The organism is Acinetobacter sp. CAU_H_56 (genome assembly GCF_058599425.1).
This window is the reverse complement of record NZ_CM178654.1, coordinates 1,066,510-1,087,417: the sequence shown is the minus strand read 5'-3', so window position 1 is coordinate 1,087,417 and position 20,908 is coordinate 1,066,510. Positions and strand designations below refer to the sequence as shown.

The 20,908-nt window shown below is 42.2% G+C and carries 20 protein-coding genes; 5 read left to right on the top strand and 15 right to left on the bottom strand.

What is annotated here, in order from left to right; genetic code table 11:
- Positions 1–44: 44 nt before the first annotated feature.
- Both AC4MCC_RS05340 and csrA read left to right on the top strand, forming a co-directional pair.
- A complete protein-coding gene (locus AC4MCC_RS05340) occupies positions 45–1,325 on the top strand; it encodes an aspartate kinase (RefSeq protein ID WP_491885765.1) in 1,281 nt (426 codons plus the stop codon).
- Positions 1,326–1,572: 247 nt separating this feature from the next.
- Positions 1,573–1,830, top strand: a complete 258-nt coding sequence (csrA, locus tag AC4MCC_RS05335) for a carbon storage regulator CsrA (protein WP_004784202.1) — start codon at positions 1,573–1,575, stop codon at positions 1,828–1,830.
- A gap of 79 nt (positions 1,831–1,909) precedes the next feature.
- Here the strand turns inward: csrA and rnhB are convergent, their stop codons facing one another.
- The 6 genes from rnhB to yaaA all read right to left on the bottom strand — a co-directional run bounded on the left by rnhB (position 1,910) and on the right by yaaA (position 7,836).
- The gene (gene rnhB / locus AC4MCC_RS05330; RefSeq protein ID WP_004784204.1) at positions 1,910–2,500 is read right to left on the bottom strand and encodes a ribonuclease HII; all 591 of its coding nucleotides are present in this window, start codon (positions 2,498–2,500) and stop codon (positions 1,910–1,912) included.
- A gap of 57 nt (positions 2,501–2,557) precedes the next feature.
- The gene (locus tag AC4MCC_RS05325) at positions 2,558–2,938 is read right to left on the bottom strand and encodes a hypothetical protein (RefSeq protein WP_208462779.1); all 381 of its coding nucleotides are present in this window, start codon (positions 2,936–2,938) and stop codon (positions 2,558–2,560) included.
- A gap of 184 nt (positions 2,939–3,122) precedes the next feature.
- Positions 3,123–3,467 carry a hypothetical protein gene (locus AC4MCC_RS05320; RefSeq protein WP_180011669.1) on the bottom strand — a complete coding sequence of 115 codons (345 nt, stop codon included), beginning with the start codon at positions 3,465–3,467 and terminating at the stop codon, positions 3,123–3,125.
- Between the two features lie 82 nt (positions 3,468–3,549).
- On the bottom strand, positions 3,550–4,551 hold the full coding sequence (locus tag AC4MCC_RS05315; protein WP_491885764.1) for an adenosine deaminase: 1,002 nt from the start codon (positions 4,549–4,551) through the stop codon (positions 3,550–3,552).
- 77 nt (positions 4,552–4,628) lie between these two features.
- Positions 4,629–5,951 carry an NCS2 family permease gene (locus tag AC4MCC_RS05310; RefSeq protein ID WP_004815389.1) on the bottom strand — a complete coding sequence of 441 codons (1,323 nt, stop codon included), beginning with the start codon at positions 5,949–5,951 and terminating at the stop codon, positions 4,629–4,631.
- 1,102 nt (positions 5,952–7,053) lie between these two features.
- A complete protein-coding gene (yaaA, locus tag AC4MCC_RS05305; RefSeq protein ID WP_491885763.1) occupies positions 7,054–7,836 on the bottom strand; it encodes a peroxide stress protein YaaA in 783 nt (260 codons plus the stop codon).
- 122 nt (positions 7,837–7,958) lie between these two features.
- Between yaaA and AC4MCC_RS05300 the strand changes: the two genes are divergently transcribed.
- Positions 7,959–8,591, top strand: a complete 633-nt coding sequence (locus AC4MCC_RS05300; RefSeq protein ID WP_284880151.1) for an alpha/beta hydrolase — start codon at positions 7,959–7,961, stop codon at positions 8,589–8,591.
- 33 nt (positions 8,592–8,624) lie between these two features.
- Here the strand turns inward: AC4MCC_RS05300 and AC4MCC_RS05295 are convergent, their stop codons facing one another.
- From AC4MCC_RS05295 to pheA, 5 genes are all read right to left on the bottom strand, one after another.
- Positions 8,625–9,170, bottom strand: a complete 546-nt coding sequence (locus AC4MCC_RS05295) for a GNAT family N-acetyltransferase (RefSeq protein WP_491885762.1) — start codon at positions 9,168–9,170, stop codon at positions 8,625–8,627.
- Positions 9,158–9,523 carry a hypothetical protein gene (locus tag AC4MCC_RS05290; protein WP_419374651.1) on the bottom strand — a complete coding sequence of 122 codons (366 nt, stop codon included), beginning with the start codon at positions 9,521–9,523 and terminating at the stop codon, positions 9,158–9,160. The genes AC4MCC_RS05295 and AC4MCC_RS05290 overlap by 13 nt, the downstream gene beginning before the upstream one ends.
- A gap of 100 nt (positions 9,524–9,623) precedes the next feature.
- The gene (locus AC4MCC_RS05285; protein ID WP_491880157.1) at positions 9,624–11,870 is read right to left on the bottom strand and encodes a bifunctional prephenate dehydrogenase/3-phosphoshikimate 1-carboxyvinyltransferase; all 2,247 of its coding nucleotides are present in this window, start codon (positions 11,868–11,870) and stop codon (positions 9,624–9,626) included.
- 3 nt (positions 11,871–11,873) lie between these two features.
- Positions 11,874–12,965: a histidinol-phosphate transaminase gene (gene hisC, locus AC4MCC_RS05280; protein ID WP_419365504.1), complete on the bottom strand. Its 1,092-nt coding sequence runs from the start codon at positions 12,963–12,965 to the stop codon at positions 11,874–11,876.
- Positions 12,966–13,031: 66 nt separating this feature from the next.
- The gene (gene pheA / locus AC4MCC_RS05275; RefSeq protein WP_034170724.1) at positions 13,032–14,141 is read right to left on the bottom strand and encodes a prephenate dehydratase; all 1,110 of its coding nucleotides are present in this window, start codon (positions 14,139–14,141) and stop codon (positions 13,032–13,034) included.
- Between the two features lie 486 nt (positions 14,142–14,627).
- Between pheA and AC4MCC_RS05270 the strand changes: the two genes are divergently transcribed.
- On the top strand, positions 14,628–15,146 hold the full coding sequence (locus tag AC4MCC_RS05270) for a DJ-1/PfpI family protein (RefSeq protein ID WP_180179014.1): 519 nt from the start codon (positions 14,628–14,630) through the stop codon (positions 15,144–15,146).
- A gap of 81 nt (positions 15,147–15,227) precedes the next feature.
- On the opposite strand, the gene AC4MCC_RS05265 is transcribed toward AC4MCC_RS05270, so the two are convergent.
- From AC4MCC_RS05265 to AC4MCC_RS05255, 3 genes are all read right to left on the bottom strand, one after another.
- Entirely contained in the window at positions 15,228–16,370 is a 1,143-nt protein-coding gene (locus AC4MCC_RS05265) for an acyl-CoA dehydrogenase family protein (RefSeq protein ID WP_491885761.1), read from the bottom strand.
- Positions 16,371–16,524: 154 nt separating this feature from the next.
- Positions 16,525–17,676 carry an IS4-like element ISAbe18 family transposase gene (locus tag AC4MCC_RS05260; protein ID WP_058951619.1) on the bottom strand — a complete coding sequence of 384 codons (1,152 nt, stop codon included), beginning with the start codon at positions 17,674–17,676 and terminating at the stop codon, positions 16,525–16,527.
- A gap of 139 nt (positions 17,677–17,815) precedes the next feature.
- Complete coding sequence (locus AC4MCC_RS05255) at positions 17,816–19,159, bottom strand: dicarboxylate/amino acid:cation symporter (RefSeq protein ID WP_005236469.1); 1,344 nt, start codon at positions 19,157–19,159, stop codon at positions 17,816–17,818.
- Between the two features lie 414 nt (positions 19,160–19,573).
- On the opposite strand from AC4MCC_RS05255, the gene AC4MCC_RS05250 reads away from it, so the two are divergent.
- Positions 19,574–20,575 (top strand): glycosyl transferase family protein, encoded by a 1,002-nt coding sequence (locus AC4MCC_RS05250; RefSeq protein ID WP_419374654.1) that lies wholly within the window; start codon positions 19,574–19,576, stop codon positions 20,573–20,575.
- A 59-nt stretch (positions 20,576–20,634) separates the two neighbouring features.
- Here AC4MCC_RS05250 and AC4MCC_RS05245 read toward each other — a convergent pair whose 3' ends face one another.
- Entirely contained in the window at positions 20,635–20,907 is a 273-nt protein-coding gene (locus AC4MCC_RS05245; protein ID WP_004784238.1) for a YeaC family protein, read from the bottom strand.
- Position 20,908: the final 1 nt, after the last annotated feature.

Here is a 20,908-nt window from a genome sequence, read left to right as displayed (position 1 = left end):
GACCCTGATCGGAAAATCAGGGTCATGGTTTATATGGAACAACTATGGCATTAATCGTTCAAAAATATGGCGGTACCTCAATGGGTACTCCCGAGCGCATTCTCAATGTTGCTCGTCGTGTGAAGCGCTGGCATGACCACGGCCACAAGGTAGTGGTTGTTGTATCAGCAATGAGTGGCGAAACCAATCGTCTGCTTGCTCTCGCGAAGGCCATTACCGAAACCCCTGACCCACGTGAACTTGACCAAATGGTTTCTACGGGTGAACAGGTAACGATTTCCATGCTCGCAATGGCGTTGAATTCGATCGGTGTTGAAGCTAAATCTTTGACTGGTCGCCAGGTTGGTATTAAAACCGACAGCGCATTTACCAAAGCCCGTATTGAATCAATTGATACTGATGTATTAACTGAAAATCTGGATGCAGGTCGTGTAATTGTGGTTGCTGGTTTCCAAGGCTTTGATGCTGATGGCAATACAACAACGCTTGGCCGTGGTGGTTCTGATACTTCAGGTGTTGCACTTGCTGCCGCCCTGAAAGCCGATGAATGCCAGATTTACACAGACGTAGATGGCGTATATACGACTGACCCTCGTGTTGCACCAAAAGCGAAAAAAGTAGACCGTATCTCTTTCGAAGAAATGCTGGAAATGGCATCTTTAGGTTCTAAAGTCCTGCAAATTCGTTCAGTAGAATTTGCTGGTAAGTACCAAGTACCTCTACGCGTACTCTCAAGCTTCGATAATGACAATGATGGCGCATTTGACGAAGACTTTAAAAACAACGTCGGAACTCTTATTACTACTGAACTGGAAGACAACATGGAACAGCCAATTATCTCTGGTATCGCGTTCAACCGCGACGAAGCTAAACTGACTATTCTGGGTGTTCCAGATGAGCCAGGTATTGCATCTAAAATTCTTAAACCAATTGGTAATGCCAATATCGAAGTGGATATGATTATCCAGAACGTTGAAGAAGATGGTACAACTGATTTCACGTTTACTGTAAACCGCGGTGAACTCGCTAAAGCTAAAAAAATCCTTGAAGAAACCGCTCAAGCGATTGGCGCACGTGAAGTTGCAACTCGTGATGACATCGTAAAAGTGTCGATCGTAGGTGTAGGTATGCGTTCTCACGCTGGTGTAGCGAGCAAAATGTTCACTGCCCTTGCTGATGAAGGCATCAATATCCTGATGATCTCTACTTCTGAAATCAAGATTTCAGTAATTATCGAAGAGAATTATCTTGAGCTTGCAGTTCGCTCACTTCACACTGCGTTCGGTTTAGACCGTGAATATGGTGAATCTAGCACACGCGCTTAAGAGAACTACAAAATACCGTCATTGTCTGACAGTATTTCATTAAATCTCTACAAAAATGCAGGGCCACTATAGTTTTTTTTATAGTGGCTCTGTTATATTAAGCCTAAGGATTTTCAACAGTCTGGATAGTTAACCTCTTCATTTCATGGACAGGACTTTCTATTCAGACATTAATTATATAATTTTAGGTTGTGTTTTTTATTACATTCAATAGATTGCAGGTTTTGCATTTTGCAAGGAGAGAAACATGCTGATTTTGACTCGACGCGTCGGGGAAACTTTAATGATCGGAGACCAAGTCAGCGTGACTGTACTTGGCGTAAAAGGCAACCAGGTTCGTATTGGGGTAAATGCTCCGAAAGAAGTCTCTGTACACCGTGAAGAGATTTACCAGCGTATCCAGCATGAACGTGCAATGCATGAACATCTTCAGCATATTGACCAGGATTATCAGCCTTCTTCTTATGAAGATGACAACCAGACACAAAATAACTTTAACCGTTAATTTTGTATGGCTATAAAAGCGGCTTTTAAGCCGCTTTTAATTTGTCTAATTTTCAACTGCATAGCAAAATAATCAGACTTTATCCCGCCTGCTGCTGATCAAGCAACGCTGCCAGCACTTTTTTCACCGGTCCAAAACTGCGACGGTGCTCATCAATCACCCCGTGTAAGGCAATCGCTTCAAAATGTGCTTTGGTCGGATACCCCTTATGCTTGGCAAAGCCAAATTGTGGATACTTCTGATCCATCTCTACCATCTGGCGATCACGGGTCACTTTTGCCAGAATACTGGCTGCCGAAATCTCAGGATGTAAGGCATCCCCGCCTACGACTGCATCACAGCTCATCGCAAGGCCCTGAGGAATCTTGTTGCCATCGACCAGCACATGTTCCGGCTGAATGCTTAATGCTTCTACAGCGCGGCGCATTGCCAGCAAAGAGGCCTGCAAAATATTATGCTCGTCGATTTCTGCCGCAGAAGCTTCAGCAATGGCCCAAGCCAGTGCTTTTTCCTGAATCTCAATAAAAAGTTTTTCGCGCTTCTTCTCGCTTAGCTTCTTGGAATCATTTAAGCCCTCAATCGGGTTATTCGGATCCAATATCACAGCCGCAGCGACCACCGATCCTACTAATGGCCCACGCCCTGCTTCATCTACACCAGCAATGTTCATTTTATTTCCCATAAAAAATAGGCTGAACCAGTCAGCCTATTCAAATTTGATTTTGACTTAGTTTACAGCTTCAGCCACACAAGCGTTAATAGTATTTGCAACAACATTGCCTACAATAGTCGCACGTGCTGTCGGATCAATTGCTGCAGTTGCCAAATCCACCGCAGTCACATTCTGTGGTGCTTTTTCACTCACACAACCACAGATTTCAGACTGGATATTCTGTTTTTGTGTTTCTGTCATTAAACGTGTTGCAGTTTGCCAAGCCGGAATATTATTCAGTTCAGTGACACATTTTGCATTGATGGCAATTTTAATGGCTGCAGAACCGAGCTGCTGACCTGTACTTGCTTGAGTGGTTGTACCCGTACCTTGTGGTGCTACGCAGGCAGAAAGAACAAGTGCTAATGGAGCAACAACAGCCAATAATTTTTTCACGGATTTTATCCTTTTTTCAGCTTTTAAAATATGCGGCTATTGTGCCGAATTTTATCGCAATAAGAAATCTAAAAATGAGTCATGATGTCTAATCTGCACGCAGCCAGACTCATAGCCATCACAGGAAAGAAGACTCACTACTAATCTAAAGGTAAAGTCTGGATAAGCCAGCACCCAAAAATCCTTAATTGATAAACTCACCCATACAGCCTTTTAAGCTATTGGCAATTGCTTTGCGGGTTAGCTCCTTTTTGGTTTCTTCATCAACAGTTGCTTTTAACAGAGTTTTGGCCGGCACACCTTCCAAGGCATGTTCACCCACACAGCCACATACTTTTTGCTGTAAATGCTGTTTATTGGCTTCAGCCATGAAATAAGTCCCCATTTTCCAGACTTTGGAATCTTTCAGCTCTTGGCCACACTGATATTCAATCACAGGTTTCAGGGCTTTCTGAGTCATTGAGGTATCTGCACAAGCAGGATTGATTAAGCTAACAGCCAGAACAGGCCACAGGAATTTTAATTTCATCTTCGGTTCATATATCAGATTAAATAAAAAGGCAGAGCGAACTCTACCCTCTTTGGGCTAACAAATTTACTGGAATGATATTTTAAACAAGTGCCTGAATCAGGCTGATCCATTTCTGTTTTTCAGCATTAGAAATAAATGAAGCCTCAAAAGAATTGATTGCCAGCTGTTTAAGTTCTTCATTGCTTAGATCCAAAGCTTCAGCAATGGCAATGAAATTGTCATTCATATAACCACCGAAATAGGATGGATCATCCGAATTCACTGTCACATGCACACCCTGCTGCAACAGGCGACGGATATTATGCTGCTGCATATCATCCACAACACACAGTTTCAGGTTTGATAAAGGACAAACAGTAAGTGGCATCTTCTCTGCAATCAAACGCTGCATCAATTCTGGATCTTCCTCAGAACGTACGCCATGATCAATACGGTTGACTTTTAATAAATCCAAAGCTTCCCAGACATATTCTGCCGGACCTTCTTCACCCGCATGTGCAACCACCAGAAAACCGGCTTCACGTGCTTTGGCGAAAATACGTTCAAACTTAGACGGTGGATGCCCGACTTCACTTGAATCCAGCCCTACTCCAATGATTTGATCTTTATAAGGCAGCGCTTGTTCTAATGTTTCAAATGCTGCTTCTTCACTAAGATGACGCAGGAAACACATGATCAGATGTGAAGTAATGCCTAATTTAGCTTTCGCATCATCACAGGCTTTCTGCAAGCCATTAATCACGGTTTCAAAGGCAATGCCACGCTCAGTATGCGTTTGCGGATCAAAGAACATTTCAGTATGCACGACATTATCATCTGCGCATTTTTCAAAATACGCCCAAGCCAGATCATAAAAGTCCTGTTCATGAATCAGAACATTGGCACCCGCGTAGTAGATATCCAGGAAAGATTGCAGATTATGGAAATTATAAGCCTGCTTTAATTCCTCAACCGATTTATAAGGAATGCTAATTTCATTACGCTGTGCAATCGCAAACATTAACTCAGGTTCAAAGGTACCTTCGATATGCACATGCAGCTCAGCCTTTGGCAAGGCCTGAATCAATTCAAGACGGTTCATCGCTACTCCTGATTAAACCTGAGAAAAATAAAAAAGGGTGCAAACTAAGTTTACACCCTTTTGATATTCGACAAAAATTAGCCGCCAAACATCCAGAACTTCAATGCCCACAGTACTGCGATGATCCACACCATGTATGGCACAGTTTTCGCTTTACCTGTCAGCAGTTTAATCAGCGCATAGCTGATAAAACCCATTGCGATACCATCTGCAATTGAGTACGTAAATGGCATGAATACAATGGTCAGGAATGCTGGAACCGCTTCAGTAATATCATCCCATTCAATATGGACAATACCCTGAATCATCAATACACCGACAAATAGCAATGCTGGAGCAGTTGCAAAGCCTGGTACAGATTGAGCCAATGGAGCCAGGAATAAACAGGCAATGAACAGCAAGCCCACCACAACTGCAGTCAGACCGGTACGACCACCTGCTGCAACACCCGCTGATGATTCAATATAAGGTGTAGTTGAAGAAGTACCCAAAGCAGCACCTGCAACAATCGCAGAAGAATCGGCAAATAATGCTTTTTTCAGACGCGGCAATTTACCATCTTTTAACAGACCTGCACGATGTGAAACACCTACTAACGTACCCGTAGAGTCAAACAGATCGACCAGGAAGAATACGAAGATCACACCGATCAGGCTAGCTGTAAACAGACCTTGAAAGTCCATTTGCAGGAAGGTTGGTGCTAGTGAAGGAATTTGACCCACTACACCCTGGAACTGGTTATAACCTAAAGCAGTAGAAATTGCAGTGATTACCAGAATACTGATAATGATCGCACCACGGACTTTGAAGTGATGCATTACTACCACCAACAGGAAGCCAAGTAGCGCAAGCATAACTGTTGGCTGTTTCAAATCACCCAGACCTACCAAGGTCGCTTGATTATCCACAATAATGCCAGCATTTTTAAGTGCAACCAGGGCCAGGAACAGGCCAATACCACCGCCAATCGCCAGTTTGAGTGACATTGGAATGGCATTGACAATCGCCTCACGTATTTTGAACATACTGATGGCAATGAAGACCAGACCTGATACAAATACTGCACCTAAGGCAGTTTGCCAAGGCACACCCATTCCCAGACAGACTGAATAGGTAAAGAAGGCATTCAGACCCATACCCGGTGCAAGTGCGATTGGATAATTGGCAATTAGCCCCATCACCAGACAGCCAATTGCGGCTGCAAGACAGGTGGCTACAAAGACAGCCCCATGATCCATCCCGGTTTCGGATAAAATCATCGGATTAACAATAATGATGTAACACATTGTCAGGAACGTGGTTACACCTGCCAGAACTTCTGTACGGAAACTGGTTTTATTTTCACTCAGTTTGAACAGACGTTCCAGCATATTTTCTGAAGATGGATTAGGAGTCGTCATGACCTAGCCCCTATTGAGTAAACTTTATGCTTTAAGCATGCCGCTGGATTCATGAAATTTTATAGAAAACTTCATGAATTTTAAGGATCTGTTAGCAACGAATATGCCAGCTTCGCCATTTAGCGGGTCAAAATGTTTCAATAGCGAACAGTAAGAAAACTGCGCTAGAAAAACTCAAAAAACAATTTAAACAAAAAAGCTGCATAACCCCTATGCAGCTTTTTTCATCATTAGAATCAAATACTTAATTTAAGTAAATTTGATCTAACTTTATCTTTTGCAAATTATAACACATTGATTTCTGAATGCTTCTTAGAATTTATATTTTATTAAAAATTAATATAAGTCAGTTTTATTATTATTAAATTTTCTTTTATTTATTATGATTTTATTTTTATCTTTTTACCTGACCCCCTAATCAAAAAGCTTATGCAAATCTATTAAGGTCGGGGCCGATTTGCATTCAGCAATTTAGTTGAATGTTGTACTTCTTTCAGAATCTGATGAAGCTCTTCATGTTTTCTTGTTTCGGCCTGTTGGTGAACACAATAACCGAGTAAACCCACCATCAGCACAAAAATAGGAATTGTATAAATTTTCATTTTTGTAGTTGAGTTATGTAACAGCATTAAAGTTATGCTAACAAATTAACAATAAAATTGTGACATAGTCTACAAATAACCCGATAAAATGCAGTTTTTTCAATTATTTAGAGTTTTTATATTCTTCATTTTTTTATACTTCTTATTCAATTAATCATAATTTTTTGAGCCATATTTTTTTATTTTTTAGTCATTTTTTGAATATTAAAAGAAATTAATTGATTGATTCTATTTTTTTATTTTTTTAGAAATTTGTCTTTACTATATAAATTTATCGAGTGAAAAATATCTTTTAAAGCTCCCTATAGCTTTCATTATTTTATTTAGCTTTTCTTCTAAAAAATTTATCCATTTCCTGTTAAAAATTCTTCTAAATAAATGATATTTTGGAAGTTCCTTCCCTTTTTTTTAATTTTTATTCAATTCAATATTGCTAAACTTAAATTCACCCAAGACTTTTAAGAAAATTTCTTCATTCAGCCTTGGGTAAATCTTTTACCTTAAGCAGCTAGCTGCTCATCACGTTTAAATACCAACTCACCTTTTAATGAACTTTCAGCATCAAAATAATACCCATCGGTATTAAAGGCTTTTAAGTCTTCAGTTCGTTTGATCTTGTTTTCAATGATAAAGCGCGCCATTAATCCACGAGCTTTCTTGGCATAGAAGCTGATGACTTTATATTTGCCATTTTTCTGATCTAAAAATACCGGCTTGATGATTTCAGCCTGAATTTTGCTTTCTTTCACTGCCTTGTAATATTCATCAGAAGCAATATTGACCAGAATTTCAGACTCTGCTGCTGCCAGGTCATGATTGATCAGATCAGTAATAGTATGTCCCCAGAACTCATAAAGATGAGCACCACGTGGGTTAGTCAATTTGGTTCCCATTTCCAGACGGTAAGGCATCATCAGATCCAGCGGACGCAATAAGCCATATAGGCCGGATAACATACGCAGATGGTTCTGTGCGTAATGAATCTGATCCTGCTTTAACTGATAAGCATCCAGACCGGTATAAACATCCCCTTTAAAGGCAAAGATTGCCTGACGAGCATTGGAAAAATCAAAATCTGGCTGCCAGTCTCTAAAGCGTTCCGCATTCAGATTGGCAATTTTTTCACTGACGCTCATTAAGCTGGCAATTTCAGTTACTGATAACTTGCGGGCAACCTCTATCAATTCCTGGGAATGTTCCAGCAATCTTGCCTGAGTAAATTGATCGGTAGGTAAAGGTGTTTCGTAATCTAGAGTCTTGGCTGGAGAAATTAAAGCAAGCATAGCAACCTGGTTAAAAAATGATTAATCAAACTATATCAGTAGACTTATTTTAATTCCAATTCATGTTTTTATTTATCATAATCGTTAAAATAGAAAATTCTCCTGCAATTTATCGGTTTTCTATGTCCGAACCAATCTTCCTCCAAGGCCCTGCTGGCCAACTTGAGGTTTTTGTGGATTATCCTCAGGGTGAAGTGAAAGGATTCGCGATTGTTTGTCATCCCCATCCATTACAAGGTGGCACACCACAACATAAGGTTCCGGTGTTACTGGCACAAATGTTTTTAGAGCGTGGTTGTGTTGTCTATCGTCCAAGTTTCCGTGGTTCTGGTCAAAGTGCCGGTCTGCATGATGAAGGCTTTGGTGAAACGGATGATATACTTGAAGTCATTAAATATGCGCGTCACCAGCATATTGGCCTGCCTTTCTTTGCAGGCGGTTTCAGTTTTGGTGCACATGTCATGGCCAAGTGTTACGCCGCCCTGCCAGTTGAACTGCAACCTTCAAAAGTGATTTTGTGTGGTTTACCGACTGCGACCGTAGCTGGCCTACGTCACTATGTTACCCCACAGATCAAAGGTGATATTTTATTTATCCATGGTGAAGCGGATGATGTCACGCTTTTATCTGACATGATTGAATGGGCCAAGCCTCAACGTCATCTGGTCACGATCTTGCCCGGTGCAAACCATTTCTTTACCGGTTATTTAAAGCAGCTTCGGATTGCGATGAGCCGTTTCCTCGCATTAAGCTGATCAAAAAAAAACCTCATCAAATGATGAGGTTTTTTATTCAATCATAAAATCTTTAGCATGAATTTCATAAATTACAGCCCGATATTTAGGTTTATCTATGTGACTGCAAATTTTCCCACCCAGACGTTCTGCAATTTTTCGGCTAGACCAGTTTTCTTCTGCTACCGGATAGCTCAAAACCTTAATCCCTAATGTATTGAAAGCATAGTCTACAACACAACGTACTGCTTCATGTCCATAATGATGACCATGCGCCGTTTCACGAATCCAGATACCTACTTCAGGTATTTCATCATGCAGTCGATGCAAACCACATAGTCCGATAAATTCATGTCTTTCAATATGACGAATCACAAAGATATATTCTTTATGATCAGCCATATTGTTTAGCCAGTTTTGCCAGACTATTGCAAATACCTGTTCAGATTCCGGTGCATCCCATGCCATAAAACGGGTCAGACTCGGGGTAATCAAGGCATAGGCTTCCGCAGCATCGGATGGCTTAAAATAATCTAAAACAAGACGTTCGCTTTGCAGTATGGGCGAAAGTCTTTGAATCGGTTGAATTAGTTTTTCCACTCGAACTCACTAAAACTTTCTTGTTCTTTCAATGATGCTTCAACGGCTTGTGCCAACTGATTTAATAAACTTTGTTCTGTAATCCGATCCAGCCAGTCCTGTTCTTCATCCGGGTAAGAGGCGATTTCACAAATCAGGTGCCCTTCCTGGTCTCGTGTCTCACAGCTCACTGATAATGGTAACTCGTGTTCATCGACACTTATGGCCACTTGTGCGCCACTTTGCGCCAAGGTTTTAAAGCCATATTTACCGAGCTCTTCCGTCAGCAGATGCGCCACATATTCCTGAGTCTGCTGACTGCCCTGTAATTGTTCCTGGCTCTGAGGGTTGGCCATAAATTTTAATTTTCGCATTGCTACATCCAAATGGCTTTTTTGTTGTATGGTTTTAGCATAAGCCAATATAAACAAAACAGCCAAGCAAAAGCTTGGCTGTTTCATGTAAATTTTAGAATTATTCTGTCACTTCAATCGCCAGACCCGCTTGAGCACTCAATTCAGTGAAGGTTGGGAAGCTGGTTGCGACGGTTTCAGTCCCAACAATCTTGATTTCACTTGAGTTACGCAGACCTGCAATCGAGAAGCTCATTGCGATACGATGGTCATGATGCGATTCAATTTCACCACCTGTGAAGATTGGTGACCAGTCACCTGCCTTACCCTTACCTTCGATAATGATGCCATCATCAGTTGGCGTACAGTCAATGCCCATGGTTTTCAGACCATCTGCCATCACTTGAATACGATCCGATTCTTTGACACGCAGTTCAGCAGCACCTGTCAGGATGGTTTGACCTTCAGCACAAGCTGCCGCTATAAACAATGCTGGGAATTCATCAATTGCTAGTGGCACTTGGTCTTCCGGCATATGAATGCCTTTTAACGTACGTGTACCACGGATCCGGATATCCGCAATCGGTTCACCGCCCGCAATACGTTCATTTTCAACTGTAATGTCAGCGCCCATCTGTTTCAGGATTTCGATGACACCAGTACGAGTCGGGTTAATCCCCACAGCTTCCAAAGTCACATCTGAATTTTCAGTGATCGCCGCACCGACCATAAAGAAGGCTGCAGATGAAATATCAGAAGGCACCTGAATGTTAGTACCTACCAGTTTTCCACCACCTTGCAGGGAAATACGGTTAGCTTCAGTTTTTACGTCATAACCAAAAGCACGCAACATACGTTCAGTATGGTCACGGGTTGGTTCAGGTTCAGTCACTGAAGTTTCACCTTCTGCCCAAAGACCCGCCAGTAGAATGCCTGATTTCACCTGAGCAGATGCCATTGGCAAGTCGTATTGAATACCTTTCAGGTTTTGATTACCGGTAATCGATACTGGTGGTGTACCACGTTCACCCGTAGTTTGAATCTGTGCACCCATTAAACGTAATGGTTTAGCAATACGCTCCATCGGACGTTTAGATAGTGAAGCATCACCAGTCATTACAGAATCAAATTTCTGTGCTGACAGCATGCCAGACAGCAGACGCATGGAAGTACCCGAGTTGCCCATGTAAAGCGCAGACTTCGGTGCTTTCAAGCCTTGCATACCCACGCCATGAATGGTCACTTCACCATTTTTAGGACCTTCAATGCTTACACCCATATCACGGAACGCCTGTAAAGTTGCAAGCGCATCTTCACCCTCAAGGAACCCGGTCACATGCGTTGTACCTTCAGCGATAGCACCAAACATGATGGAACGATGTGACACAGATTTGTCACCTGGCACGGTAAATTTACCCTGGAACGTCTTGGCACCTGGTTGAATGGTAAATTGTTGTGTCACTTTATTTTTCTCCATGAGAGGTTTCTTGGCGAGCATATGATTGAAGTGCTGACGCGCCGCCTGCGCATGCACCAACAAGCCCATTAAGGCTTGTGAATCTTCATCTTCAATCAGCTTGCGGATAATCGCGAGTTGAGCTTCAAAGCCGTCCACGGCATTGAGAATCGCCTTTTTATTGGCAAAAAAGATGTCATGCCACATTTGTGGATCGCTGGCGGCAATACGCGAGAAGTCGCGGAAGCCACCGGCAGCATAACGAAAAATATCCAGATTGTCTTCGCGTTTGGCCAGTTGTTCGACCAGGTTGAAGGCCATCAGATGCGGAAGATGGCTGGTATGGGCCAGCACTTCATCGTGCTTTTCCACATCCATACAAATCACTTCCGCTTTGGCCGCCTGCCACAGTTGAATCAGTTTATCGACCGCCCATTGTCCGCTGCTTGGTAACGGCGTCAAAATCACCTTGTGATTAGCGAACAGATCCACCTTACCTGCATGCACGCCGGTATGTTCAGCACCCGCAATTGGATGCCCCGGCACAAAACCGGCTGGCAGATTTTCACCAAATATGGCTTTGGCTGCATCCACCACATTGCCTTTGGTACTGCCAACATCAGTCAGGATGACATTTTCCGACAGATAAGGCTTGATGGTTTCCAATACCTTTTGCGTTGCACGCACAGGTAGTGCCAGCACCACTAGGTCTGCCCCCTTAACGGCTTCTACAGGATTTGCATAGCCGTTGGAAATCAGACCAAGTGCCTTGGCATCTTCCAAGGTTTTTTGTGAGCGGGTCGATGCCACGATGTCATTGGCTAAATGCTCGGCCTGAATGACACGCGCCAGACTTGAACCAATCAGTCCAAGTCCGATAAAGGCAACTTTTTCAAACAGTGGCTGCGACATAACTTAAGCTTTCGCCTCTAAGCCAAGTACTTTACCTAATGCAGCAAGGAATTTGGCATTTTCAGCTTCAGTACCAATCGATACACGCAGGTGGTTTGGAATACCCACTGGACGTACGATCACGCCTTCTTTCAACAACTTGTTAAATGTTTCAGCTGGATCAGCCTGTACATCAACCAAGATGAAGTTTGTGCGTGAAGGTACATAGTTCAGGCCTAAAGCTTTGAAGCCAACTTCAAGCTGTGCCATACCTGCTTTATTTACTTGACGAGATTTCTCGATGAATGCTTCATCTTTCAGTGCAGCGACCGCCGCAACCATCGCTAAATGGTTCACGTTGAATGGCTGACGGATACGGTTTAAGAAGTCAGTCACTTCAACAGATGCCAGGGCAAAACCTACACGAAGCGCTGCCAGACCATAGCACTTAGACAGCGTACGGCTGACAATCAGATTTGGATACTGTTTCAGGAATTTCAGGCTATTGAAGTTCTCTGGGAAATATTCCACATAAGCTTCATCCAGTACCACAATCACGTTTGCAGGCACTTTCTGCATGAACGCTTCAAATTCGGCTTCTTCGAACCACGTCCCTGTCGGGTTGTTCGGGTTTGCAATAAAGATCAGCTTGGTGTTGTCTTTTACTGCAGCTGCCATCGCTTCAAGGTCATGCGAGAAACCTTTTGCTGGGACTTCAATTGCTTCTGCATTAATCGCTTGAGTGACCAATGCATATACCGCAAATGCGTGCTGGCTATAAATCACTGAATCTTTTTCAGAAACAAATGCACGGGCAAATATTTCAAGTAAGTCGTTTGAACCATTACCCAAAGTAATCTGGTTATGATCAAAACCGAATTGTGTCTTGATCTGATCTTTCAGGATAAAGCCACCGCCATCAGGATAACGGCCAATTTCCGCCAGTTCCGCAGCCACTGCTTCTTTGACTTTATCTGAACAGCCTAGCGGGTTTTCATTTGAAGCCAGTTTCACGATATCAGTGATGCCCAACTCACGCTCAAGTTCACTGATCGGTTTACCTGGTTGATATGGCTTTAATTTAGAGATGCCTTCATTGGCTGGGACAAACGACATTTTATACTTCCGATTTACAGATGAAACAGTGGCTAGCACCCTCGCACTAACCACGAAAGGCTGCTTTTATAAAACAGCTGCAGGATATGAACCAAGCACGCGGACTTCTTTCACAAGCGGACGAATTTCTTCAATCGCAGCTTTAACATTTTCCTGCTCAATATGACCTTCAAGATCGATAAAGAATACATAAGCCCATTTTTCAGGAAGTGCAGGTCGAGTTTCAATACTGGTTAGACTAATGTTGTGCTTGGCAAATGGAGCCAGAATTTCCAGCAATGCACCGGCACGGTCATGTGCAGACACCAGTAATGAAGTTTTATCATTACCGCTTTGTGGCACTTTTTCACGGCCAATCACCAGGAAGCGTGTCGTGTTCTCTGGGTTGTCTTCAATATTGCTGTGCATAATCTCAAGATTATAAATATTCGCAGCAATTTCAGAAGCGATCGCAGCAGAATGCCATTCATTCTGAATACGGCGTGCCGCTTCAGCATTTGAACTGAGTGCCACACGTTCTACACCTGGATAATGAGCATCCAGCCATTTACGGCATTGAGCCAGAGTCTGCTGGTGTGCGTAGATCTGCTTAATACTGTCTTTACGGGTATTTTCAGAGATCAGGAACTGGTGATGGATGGGTAATTCTACTTCGCCAATCACATTCAGATGCGAAGTCTTGAAACAGTCTAAAGTGTGGTTCACTACACCTTCAGAGGAGTTTTCAACAGGCACCAGACCATAATGCGCACTGCCCGCTTCTACTTCACGGAATACTTCATCAATGGTGGGTAATGGACGCACCACAGCATCATGACCAAAATGTTTCAATACTGCTGAGTGTGTGTAGGTACCAACAGGTCCCAAGAATGCAATACTTTGCGGTGCTTCGAGCGCCAAACAAGCTGACATGATCTCGCGGAACAGACGTGCCATCGTCGTATCTGACAATGGTCCTTCATTGCGCTCCATAACATTGCGCAAAACCTGTGCTTCACGTTCCGGACGGTAAAACAGCGGATTTTCTTCAGATGCGAATTTCGCTTTTGCTACAGCCTCAGCCAAACGTGCACGACGGTTAATCAATTGCTGGATTTGTTGATCAACTGAATCGATATCTTCACGAATTTTAGCCAAATCTAAAGAAGCCGTTGTGTTTTGATCGTCGTTGATCATCGTGATGTCGCCCTTCATAAACCTTATCTGTGCAGTATAACAATAGTGTGCCGTAAATGTTACACAATATAACTTTAGTAGATTAATTCTTAAAAACAGGGAGTTGATTTTAACCGTTCATCGCTTTAGTCATATCTGGTAACATTTCTTTCAGCATTTTCGCATGTTTTACATTATCAAATTGTAAACTTTGCCCGCTCATCTTAACTGATTTTTATCAAGATGAAATATCACTATTTCTTAATCTACATAACGATTTTAAGCATAAGAAAATAAAAATAAAGCCATCTCGATACCTCTAGTTTGACCAATTAAAATCTGAGTGACAGTTCACAATAAAATGCACATAGAAAACTGTTTTTTTAGTCATTTTCCTTTGATTTAATTGGATTTTTTACACTGAATCACTATTTGATTACAAAGCAGAGACGTTTTTTAAACCTTAAATCGCTAGTCTAATTTAAAACTATATTGGGGGTGCCTATAATGCCAAAAAGAATAGCGGTACTTGTAACGAATAATTTTGAAGATCTTGAATATACTGAGCCTGTTGCGGCCTTACTCGCTGCAGAGCACAGTGTCTGTAATATTGAACTGCATGCCGGAAAAGTCGTACATGGACTACATGGCCAGTCGAGTGTAACCATTGATCGGGGAATTGATCATATCAGTATTGATGATTTTGATGCCTTACTCATTCCGGGCGGTGAATCACCAGTTTCCCTCGCCAACGATACGCGAGTCTTACATTTTATCCAGGCTTTTAATGAGGCCAAAAAGACCATCTTCAGTTTTTGTGATGCATCTTTATTACTCAGTGAAGCTGATGTTTTAAAAAACCGCATCATTACCAGTATCCGTGCACATGCTCCTCGGGTACAACATGCGGGTGCGACTTATTATGATGTCGAACTGGTCAATGACAATAATCAGCTGATTTCATCTCGAGTACCCAATGATTTGCCAATTTTTATTCATGAATGTCTGGATGTACTAAAATCTTAAAATAATAAAACATCTAGATTTCAAGAATATTCTTTCCATAAAAAAAGAGTCCATTTAGGACTCTTTTTTATCTGTTGATTTTTAACGTCCAAGCAGACCACGTGCAACAATTTCTTTCATGATTTCATTGGTACCGCCATAGATCCGTTGAATGCGGGCATCAACAAAGAAACGCGAAATCGGATATTCAGTCATATAGCCATAACCACCAAAGAGCTGAAGCAGATTATCAGCAACTTTCATCTGCATATCAGTAGAGAAACTCTTTAGCGCTGCTGCAGTTTCAACATCCAGCTTGCCTTGCATATACAACTCAACATTCTGGTTATAGAAAGCTGCTGTTGCCAGCTCGTCAATCTTGGCTTGTGCCAGTACAAAACGGGTATTCTGAAACTGGCCAATCGCCTGACCAAAGGCCTGACGCTCTTTGACATATTGAGTCGTTACATCAATCGAGCCACGAATCGCCCCCAGTGCGGTTGCCGCAATAGCGGTACGTTCACGTGGCAATTCCTGCATCAGATAGACGAAGCCCTGACCTGGCTGACCCAGCAATTGATCTTTCGGTACTTTGACATTATCGAAGAACAGCTCTGAAGTATCCTGTGAATGCAGACCAATTTTGTCCAAGTTCTTGCCTTTTTTAAAGCCTTCCAGATGCGTATCCACCAACATCAAAGACACACCTTTGGCGCGTGCTTGCGGATCGGTTTTCACGGCTAATACGACTAAGTCAGCATGCTGACCATTGGAGATAAAAGTTTTAGAACCATTCAACAGATAATGATCATCCTGCAAGATGGCATTGGTGCGCATGGCTTGCAAATCAGAACCTGCACCCGGCTCAGTCATGCCAATCGCACCCACTACCTCACCAGATACCATTTTCGGTAACCAGTATTTTTTCTGTTCTTCAGTACCAATATGCAGGATATACGGCGCTGCGATATCCGAATGACAAGACAAACCAGTTGAAATTGCGCTATAGCCTGCTCTTGCCGACTCTTCGATTAACATCAGGGAATAGTGAGTCGGAACACCGTAGCCACCATATTCTTCCGGGACATCGACACACAAGAAGCCATTTTCACCCATCGCATTCCAGACTGAACGCGGCATCATGCCTTCATGCTCCCACTCTTCATAGTAAGGCGCTACATATTCATTCATAAAGCGTTTGAAATTGTCGCGGAAAAGTTCCAGGTCAGCATCGTAAGCCAGCATTCTTTTATCCTTATCGTGTTTATCGTTTTATTTCCTGTGCACAGGCTAACTATTTTTAGAAAGGCTGTCATGTACCTGACTTATTTTTTCGCTAACTTCACAGTCAGATAAAAATAAAAAAGGAAGCCGAAGCTCATTGCTGTCCCACAATTTTTCACAAGAGGAAGCTCAAATGAGCTTCCTCTTGTTTTATGGGTATTTTATCGGGTGAAAATAAAGCTTTTAAAGTTCTTCTTTCAAACAAATTCACTTGAATTATTCTGAGTAAACGTTGAACTGTCCAACCTGTTTTTCCTAAATGTTGAGCGAAACTCACCAATAAATAGGCGATCATCGCAATCCAGATTTGTGTCTGAATTGCGTTCCTGCTGCGGCCTAGAAACGCTTTTAATTTGAGATTCTGCTTAATCGCCTTAAAGAACAGCTCAACTTTCCAACGATCTTTATAAATCGCCGCAATGGTGGAGGCGGCTAAATGAAAGTTATTGCTGAGAAAGCTAAAGTGCTTGCCACTTTGCTGATCTCTATATTCAATTCTTCTTAACACTGGGGCTTTTCTTTTTAGGGCATGTGCGCTATTCAGCTGAATGGTTTCATCTTTTAGAATACCTTTGGATTCAAGCACTGGATGTTGCTGGATCACCTGATACACAGATTTAGGCCTAAAACGTGTGACAAATCCAATGTTTTGAGCAGTCAGATTTGCATACCATTGGTAATCGACATAGCCTTTATCAAAAACTACAATGCTGCCAGCAGGAAACTGGAATTTGCGGCCTTGTACCATGTCATTTTCTTTGCCATTTTCAACTGCAACAAACTCAGGAATATCATTGCTGTGATTCAATCCTATACTGAGTTTCATGCTGGCTTTTGAGTCGTGAACTTTGGCCCATTCACATAAGGAAAGCGACAGGTCAATATGACTGGCATCCAAGGAATACAAGGGATTCTTAAAGCGAAATTTATGAGCGACTTTTGAGTGTTCATAGTATTTAAGCAACTTGTAAAATAGCTGTTGATACAAGGCAGCAGGCTGCTGCTCATTGATTCGTGCCAGCGTGCTTCGGGGAATAGACTTTGCTCCGAGATGACTTAGCTTTTCCTGTTGGCACTCCAAATTGGATTGAATATCTCTCAGACTTTGCCTACAAGAGAATTGAGACATCAATATGGCAATAAACTGATCCCACCGGGAAGCTGCTCTAAATTTCTGTCCAACATGGTGTACTTTAGCAAGTTGTTCAAAATCCTGTCGCACAACAGGTTTAATTAGCTCATGAAATACGGTATTCTGATGTGACAAAACCTGAATCCTGGTCGTTAAAGTGTTTGTTTGCACTCATATTTTAACTGTTAGGACTCAGGTTTTTTTATTTAAAGCAAACTATGGGACAGCAGTGAGCCGAAGCTTCCTTTTTATGACCTATAAGACGAACTCAAACTTAATGAGCGTTGTTGCCTTCTTGCGCCATTTTTTCATCAATTTCAGCCGGATTTGCTAATGCATAGTTCAGCTTGTCCATGTCTAACTGACCGACCCATTTTGCTACAACCAGAGTCGCCAAAGAGTTCCCGACCAGATTGGTCAAGGCACGGGCTTCAGACATGAAGCGGTCAATACCGAGAATCAAGGCCAGACCTGCAACCGGAATATTACCTACAGCCGCCAAAGTTGCTGCCATCACGATAAAGCCTGAGCCAGTTACACCTGCTGCACCTTTAGAAGAAATAAGCAATACAAGAAGTAAAGTAATCTGGTGGGACAAATCAAGTTGCGTATTGGTTGCCTGTGCAATAAAGATTGCCGCCATTGTCAGATAAATCGAAGTACCATCCAGGTTAAATGAATAACCGGTTGGAATGACCAGACCTACCACTGACTTTTCAGCACCTGCAAGCTCGAGTTTTTTCAACATGCGTGGCAATACAGATTCAGACGATGAAGTACCGAGTACAATCAGTAACTCTTCACGAATCAGGCGAATCATCTTGACAATGCTAAAGCCGGTAAAGCGAGCAATTGAACCTAGCACAATAAAGATGAACAGCAAACAGGTGATATAGAAGCAGATGATCAACTGAGCCAATTGTGCCAGAGAACCGATCCCATATTTACCGATCGTGAAAGCCATCGCACCAAATGCACCAATAGGTGCAAGTTTCATAATCATGTTCACGATGTTAAAGAACACATGTGAAATCTGATCTACCAGTTTGAGGACTGGCTTACCTTGTGCACCCAGTTTGTGTAATGCAAAACCGAACAGGATCGCAAATAAAAGGACTTGCAGGATTTCGCCTTCGGCAAATGCTCCGACTACCGTATTTGGAATGATATTCATAAAGAAATCAACGGTAGACTGAGAAGCACCCGACTCTACATATTTAGAAATCCCGGCCGTGTCCAGCGATGCCGGATCAACATTCATCCCAACGCCTGGCTTGGCAATATTAATTACCAGAAGACCAATGATCAGCGCCATCGTTGACACGATTTCGAAGTAAAGTAGAGCGACACCACCAGTTTTACCAACTGATTTCATACTCTCCATGCCTGCGATCCCGCTAACCACGGTACAGAAAATCACAGGTGCGATGATCATTTTAATTAAACGGATAAATGCATCACCCAGCGGCTTCAGTTGTTCGCCCAGACCTGGAACATATTGTTCTGCACCATTAATGATTTGTGTACCACTTGGCGAGAAATGTCCGACGAGGATACCCGCAATAATGGCTACAATCACTTGAAAATAAAGCGACTTATAAATTGGTTTTTTAGCCATAACCTTACTTCACGATATACTTCTAACCAGAAGCAATATTCAGTTTTCACTTATTTTTAAAAAACAAGCGTCCAATACTTCATTGTCTGAAACAAAAAAGTGCCTATGTATCAAAAAATTAATCTGATACTGAAATTAGAATGTGTATGTACATTTAACAATCACAGGAACACCGATCTTTAAGAAAAGTCAGTGCATTGATCAGGAGATAAAGCAAACACAAGAATTGCGTGAAATTTTAACCGCTTTTTAGACTTTTGTTTAACCCGAAATGTTAAATTTGCCTAAATACTAAACAATACCTCTTAGACTATAGTCTTATAAAACTATAATAATTCTGCAAAATAAGAAGGTGAAATACCAATATCAGCGTAAAATATGCCAATACTTGATGAACATGATTGATCTATGCCCATGACCACAAAGCGAAATATTTATAAAGATGCCGAACATCCTTTTGCCCAGTTTATTCGTATTATTGGCAAGGGAAAAAATGGTGCACGTTCTTTAAGCTATGAAGAAGCCTATCAGGCTTTTAGCATGATCCTGAAAAATGAAGTACTGGACGTACAACTGGGCGCTTTTCTGATGCTATTACGTGTCAAGGAAGAATCTGTTGATGAACTCGCAGGCTTTGTGCAGGCGACCCGTGACCAACTGAATTTTAAGGCGCTTGATGTTGATCTAGACTGGTCTTCTTATGCAGGTAAACGCAAACATTATCCTTGGTTCATTCTGGCTGCGCTTACCCTTGCTAAGCATGGCTATAATATCGTGATGCATGGTGCTTCAGGTCATACCTTGAATCGGGTCTATACAGAACAGGTACTTAACTACTTAGGCTATCCGATCTGCCAAAATGATGTTGAGGTGGAACAGCAGCTTAAAGACAAACATTTTGCTTACCTGCCATTGGAGGTGATCTCTCCAATTCTGGCTGAGTTGATCGGGCTACGTAATGTCATGGGCTTACGCTCTCCGATTCATACGCTGGCACGCCTGATTAATCCATTTAATGCCAAAGCGACTTTACAGGCTATTTTCCACCCTGCTTATCGTAGTTCACATCAGCAGTCCGCTTACAAGTTAGGTTATCAAAATAGTGCAGTCATTAAAGGTGAAGGTGGCGAATTTGAACGTAACCCGGATGCCAAAACTTTAATCTGTGGAATTAAGAATGGCGAACTTTATGAGCACGAATTACCAAAACTGACTGACAACCGTAGTCCGATTGAAGAAGAGCTGGATCTGGCTGTGTTTAAGCAAGTATGGGAAGGTCAACGCTCACATGAATATGGGGAAATTGCAGTTGTCGAAACTATGGGCATTGCACTGTATACCATGGGTGAATGTGACAGCTATGAAGTAGCGATGCAAAAAGCCAGAGAGCTTTGGGATACCCGTCTTTCGGTTTGATCAGACCAGAAAACAGACATTAAAAAAGACCACATCTGTGGTCTTTTTTTCGGTTTCGATTAAACGAAACGGATTGGCTTGAATTCCGGCTCATTTTTATGATGATCATCATCACATTGTTCGCCTTCTTCTTTAGTGCCACGATCGATATAACCGCTACGTTCGGTTTCTGGCAGGTTTTTCATTTCCCAGGCATAGACAGCCTGCATACAGGTCTGACGCTGCTCCTGAGTCAGCGCTACACCATTCGGCCATTTGCCAATTTCAATGGCTGTTCTTAAGCGTTCTACAATCTCAGGATTGAGTACGGCAAGCATTTGTTCAATATTCATA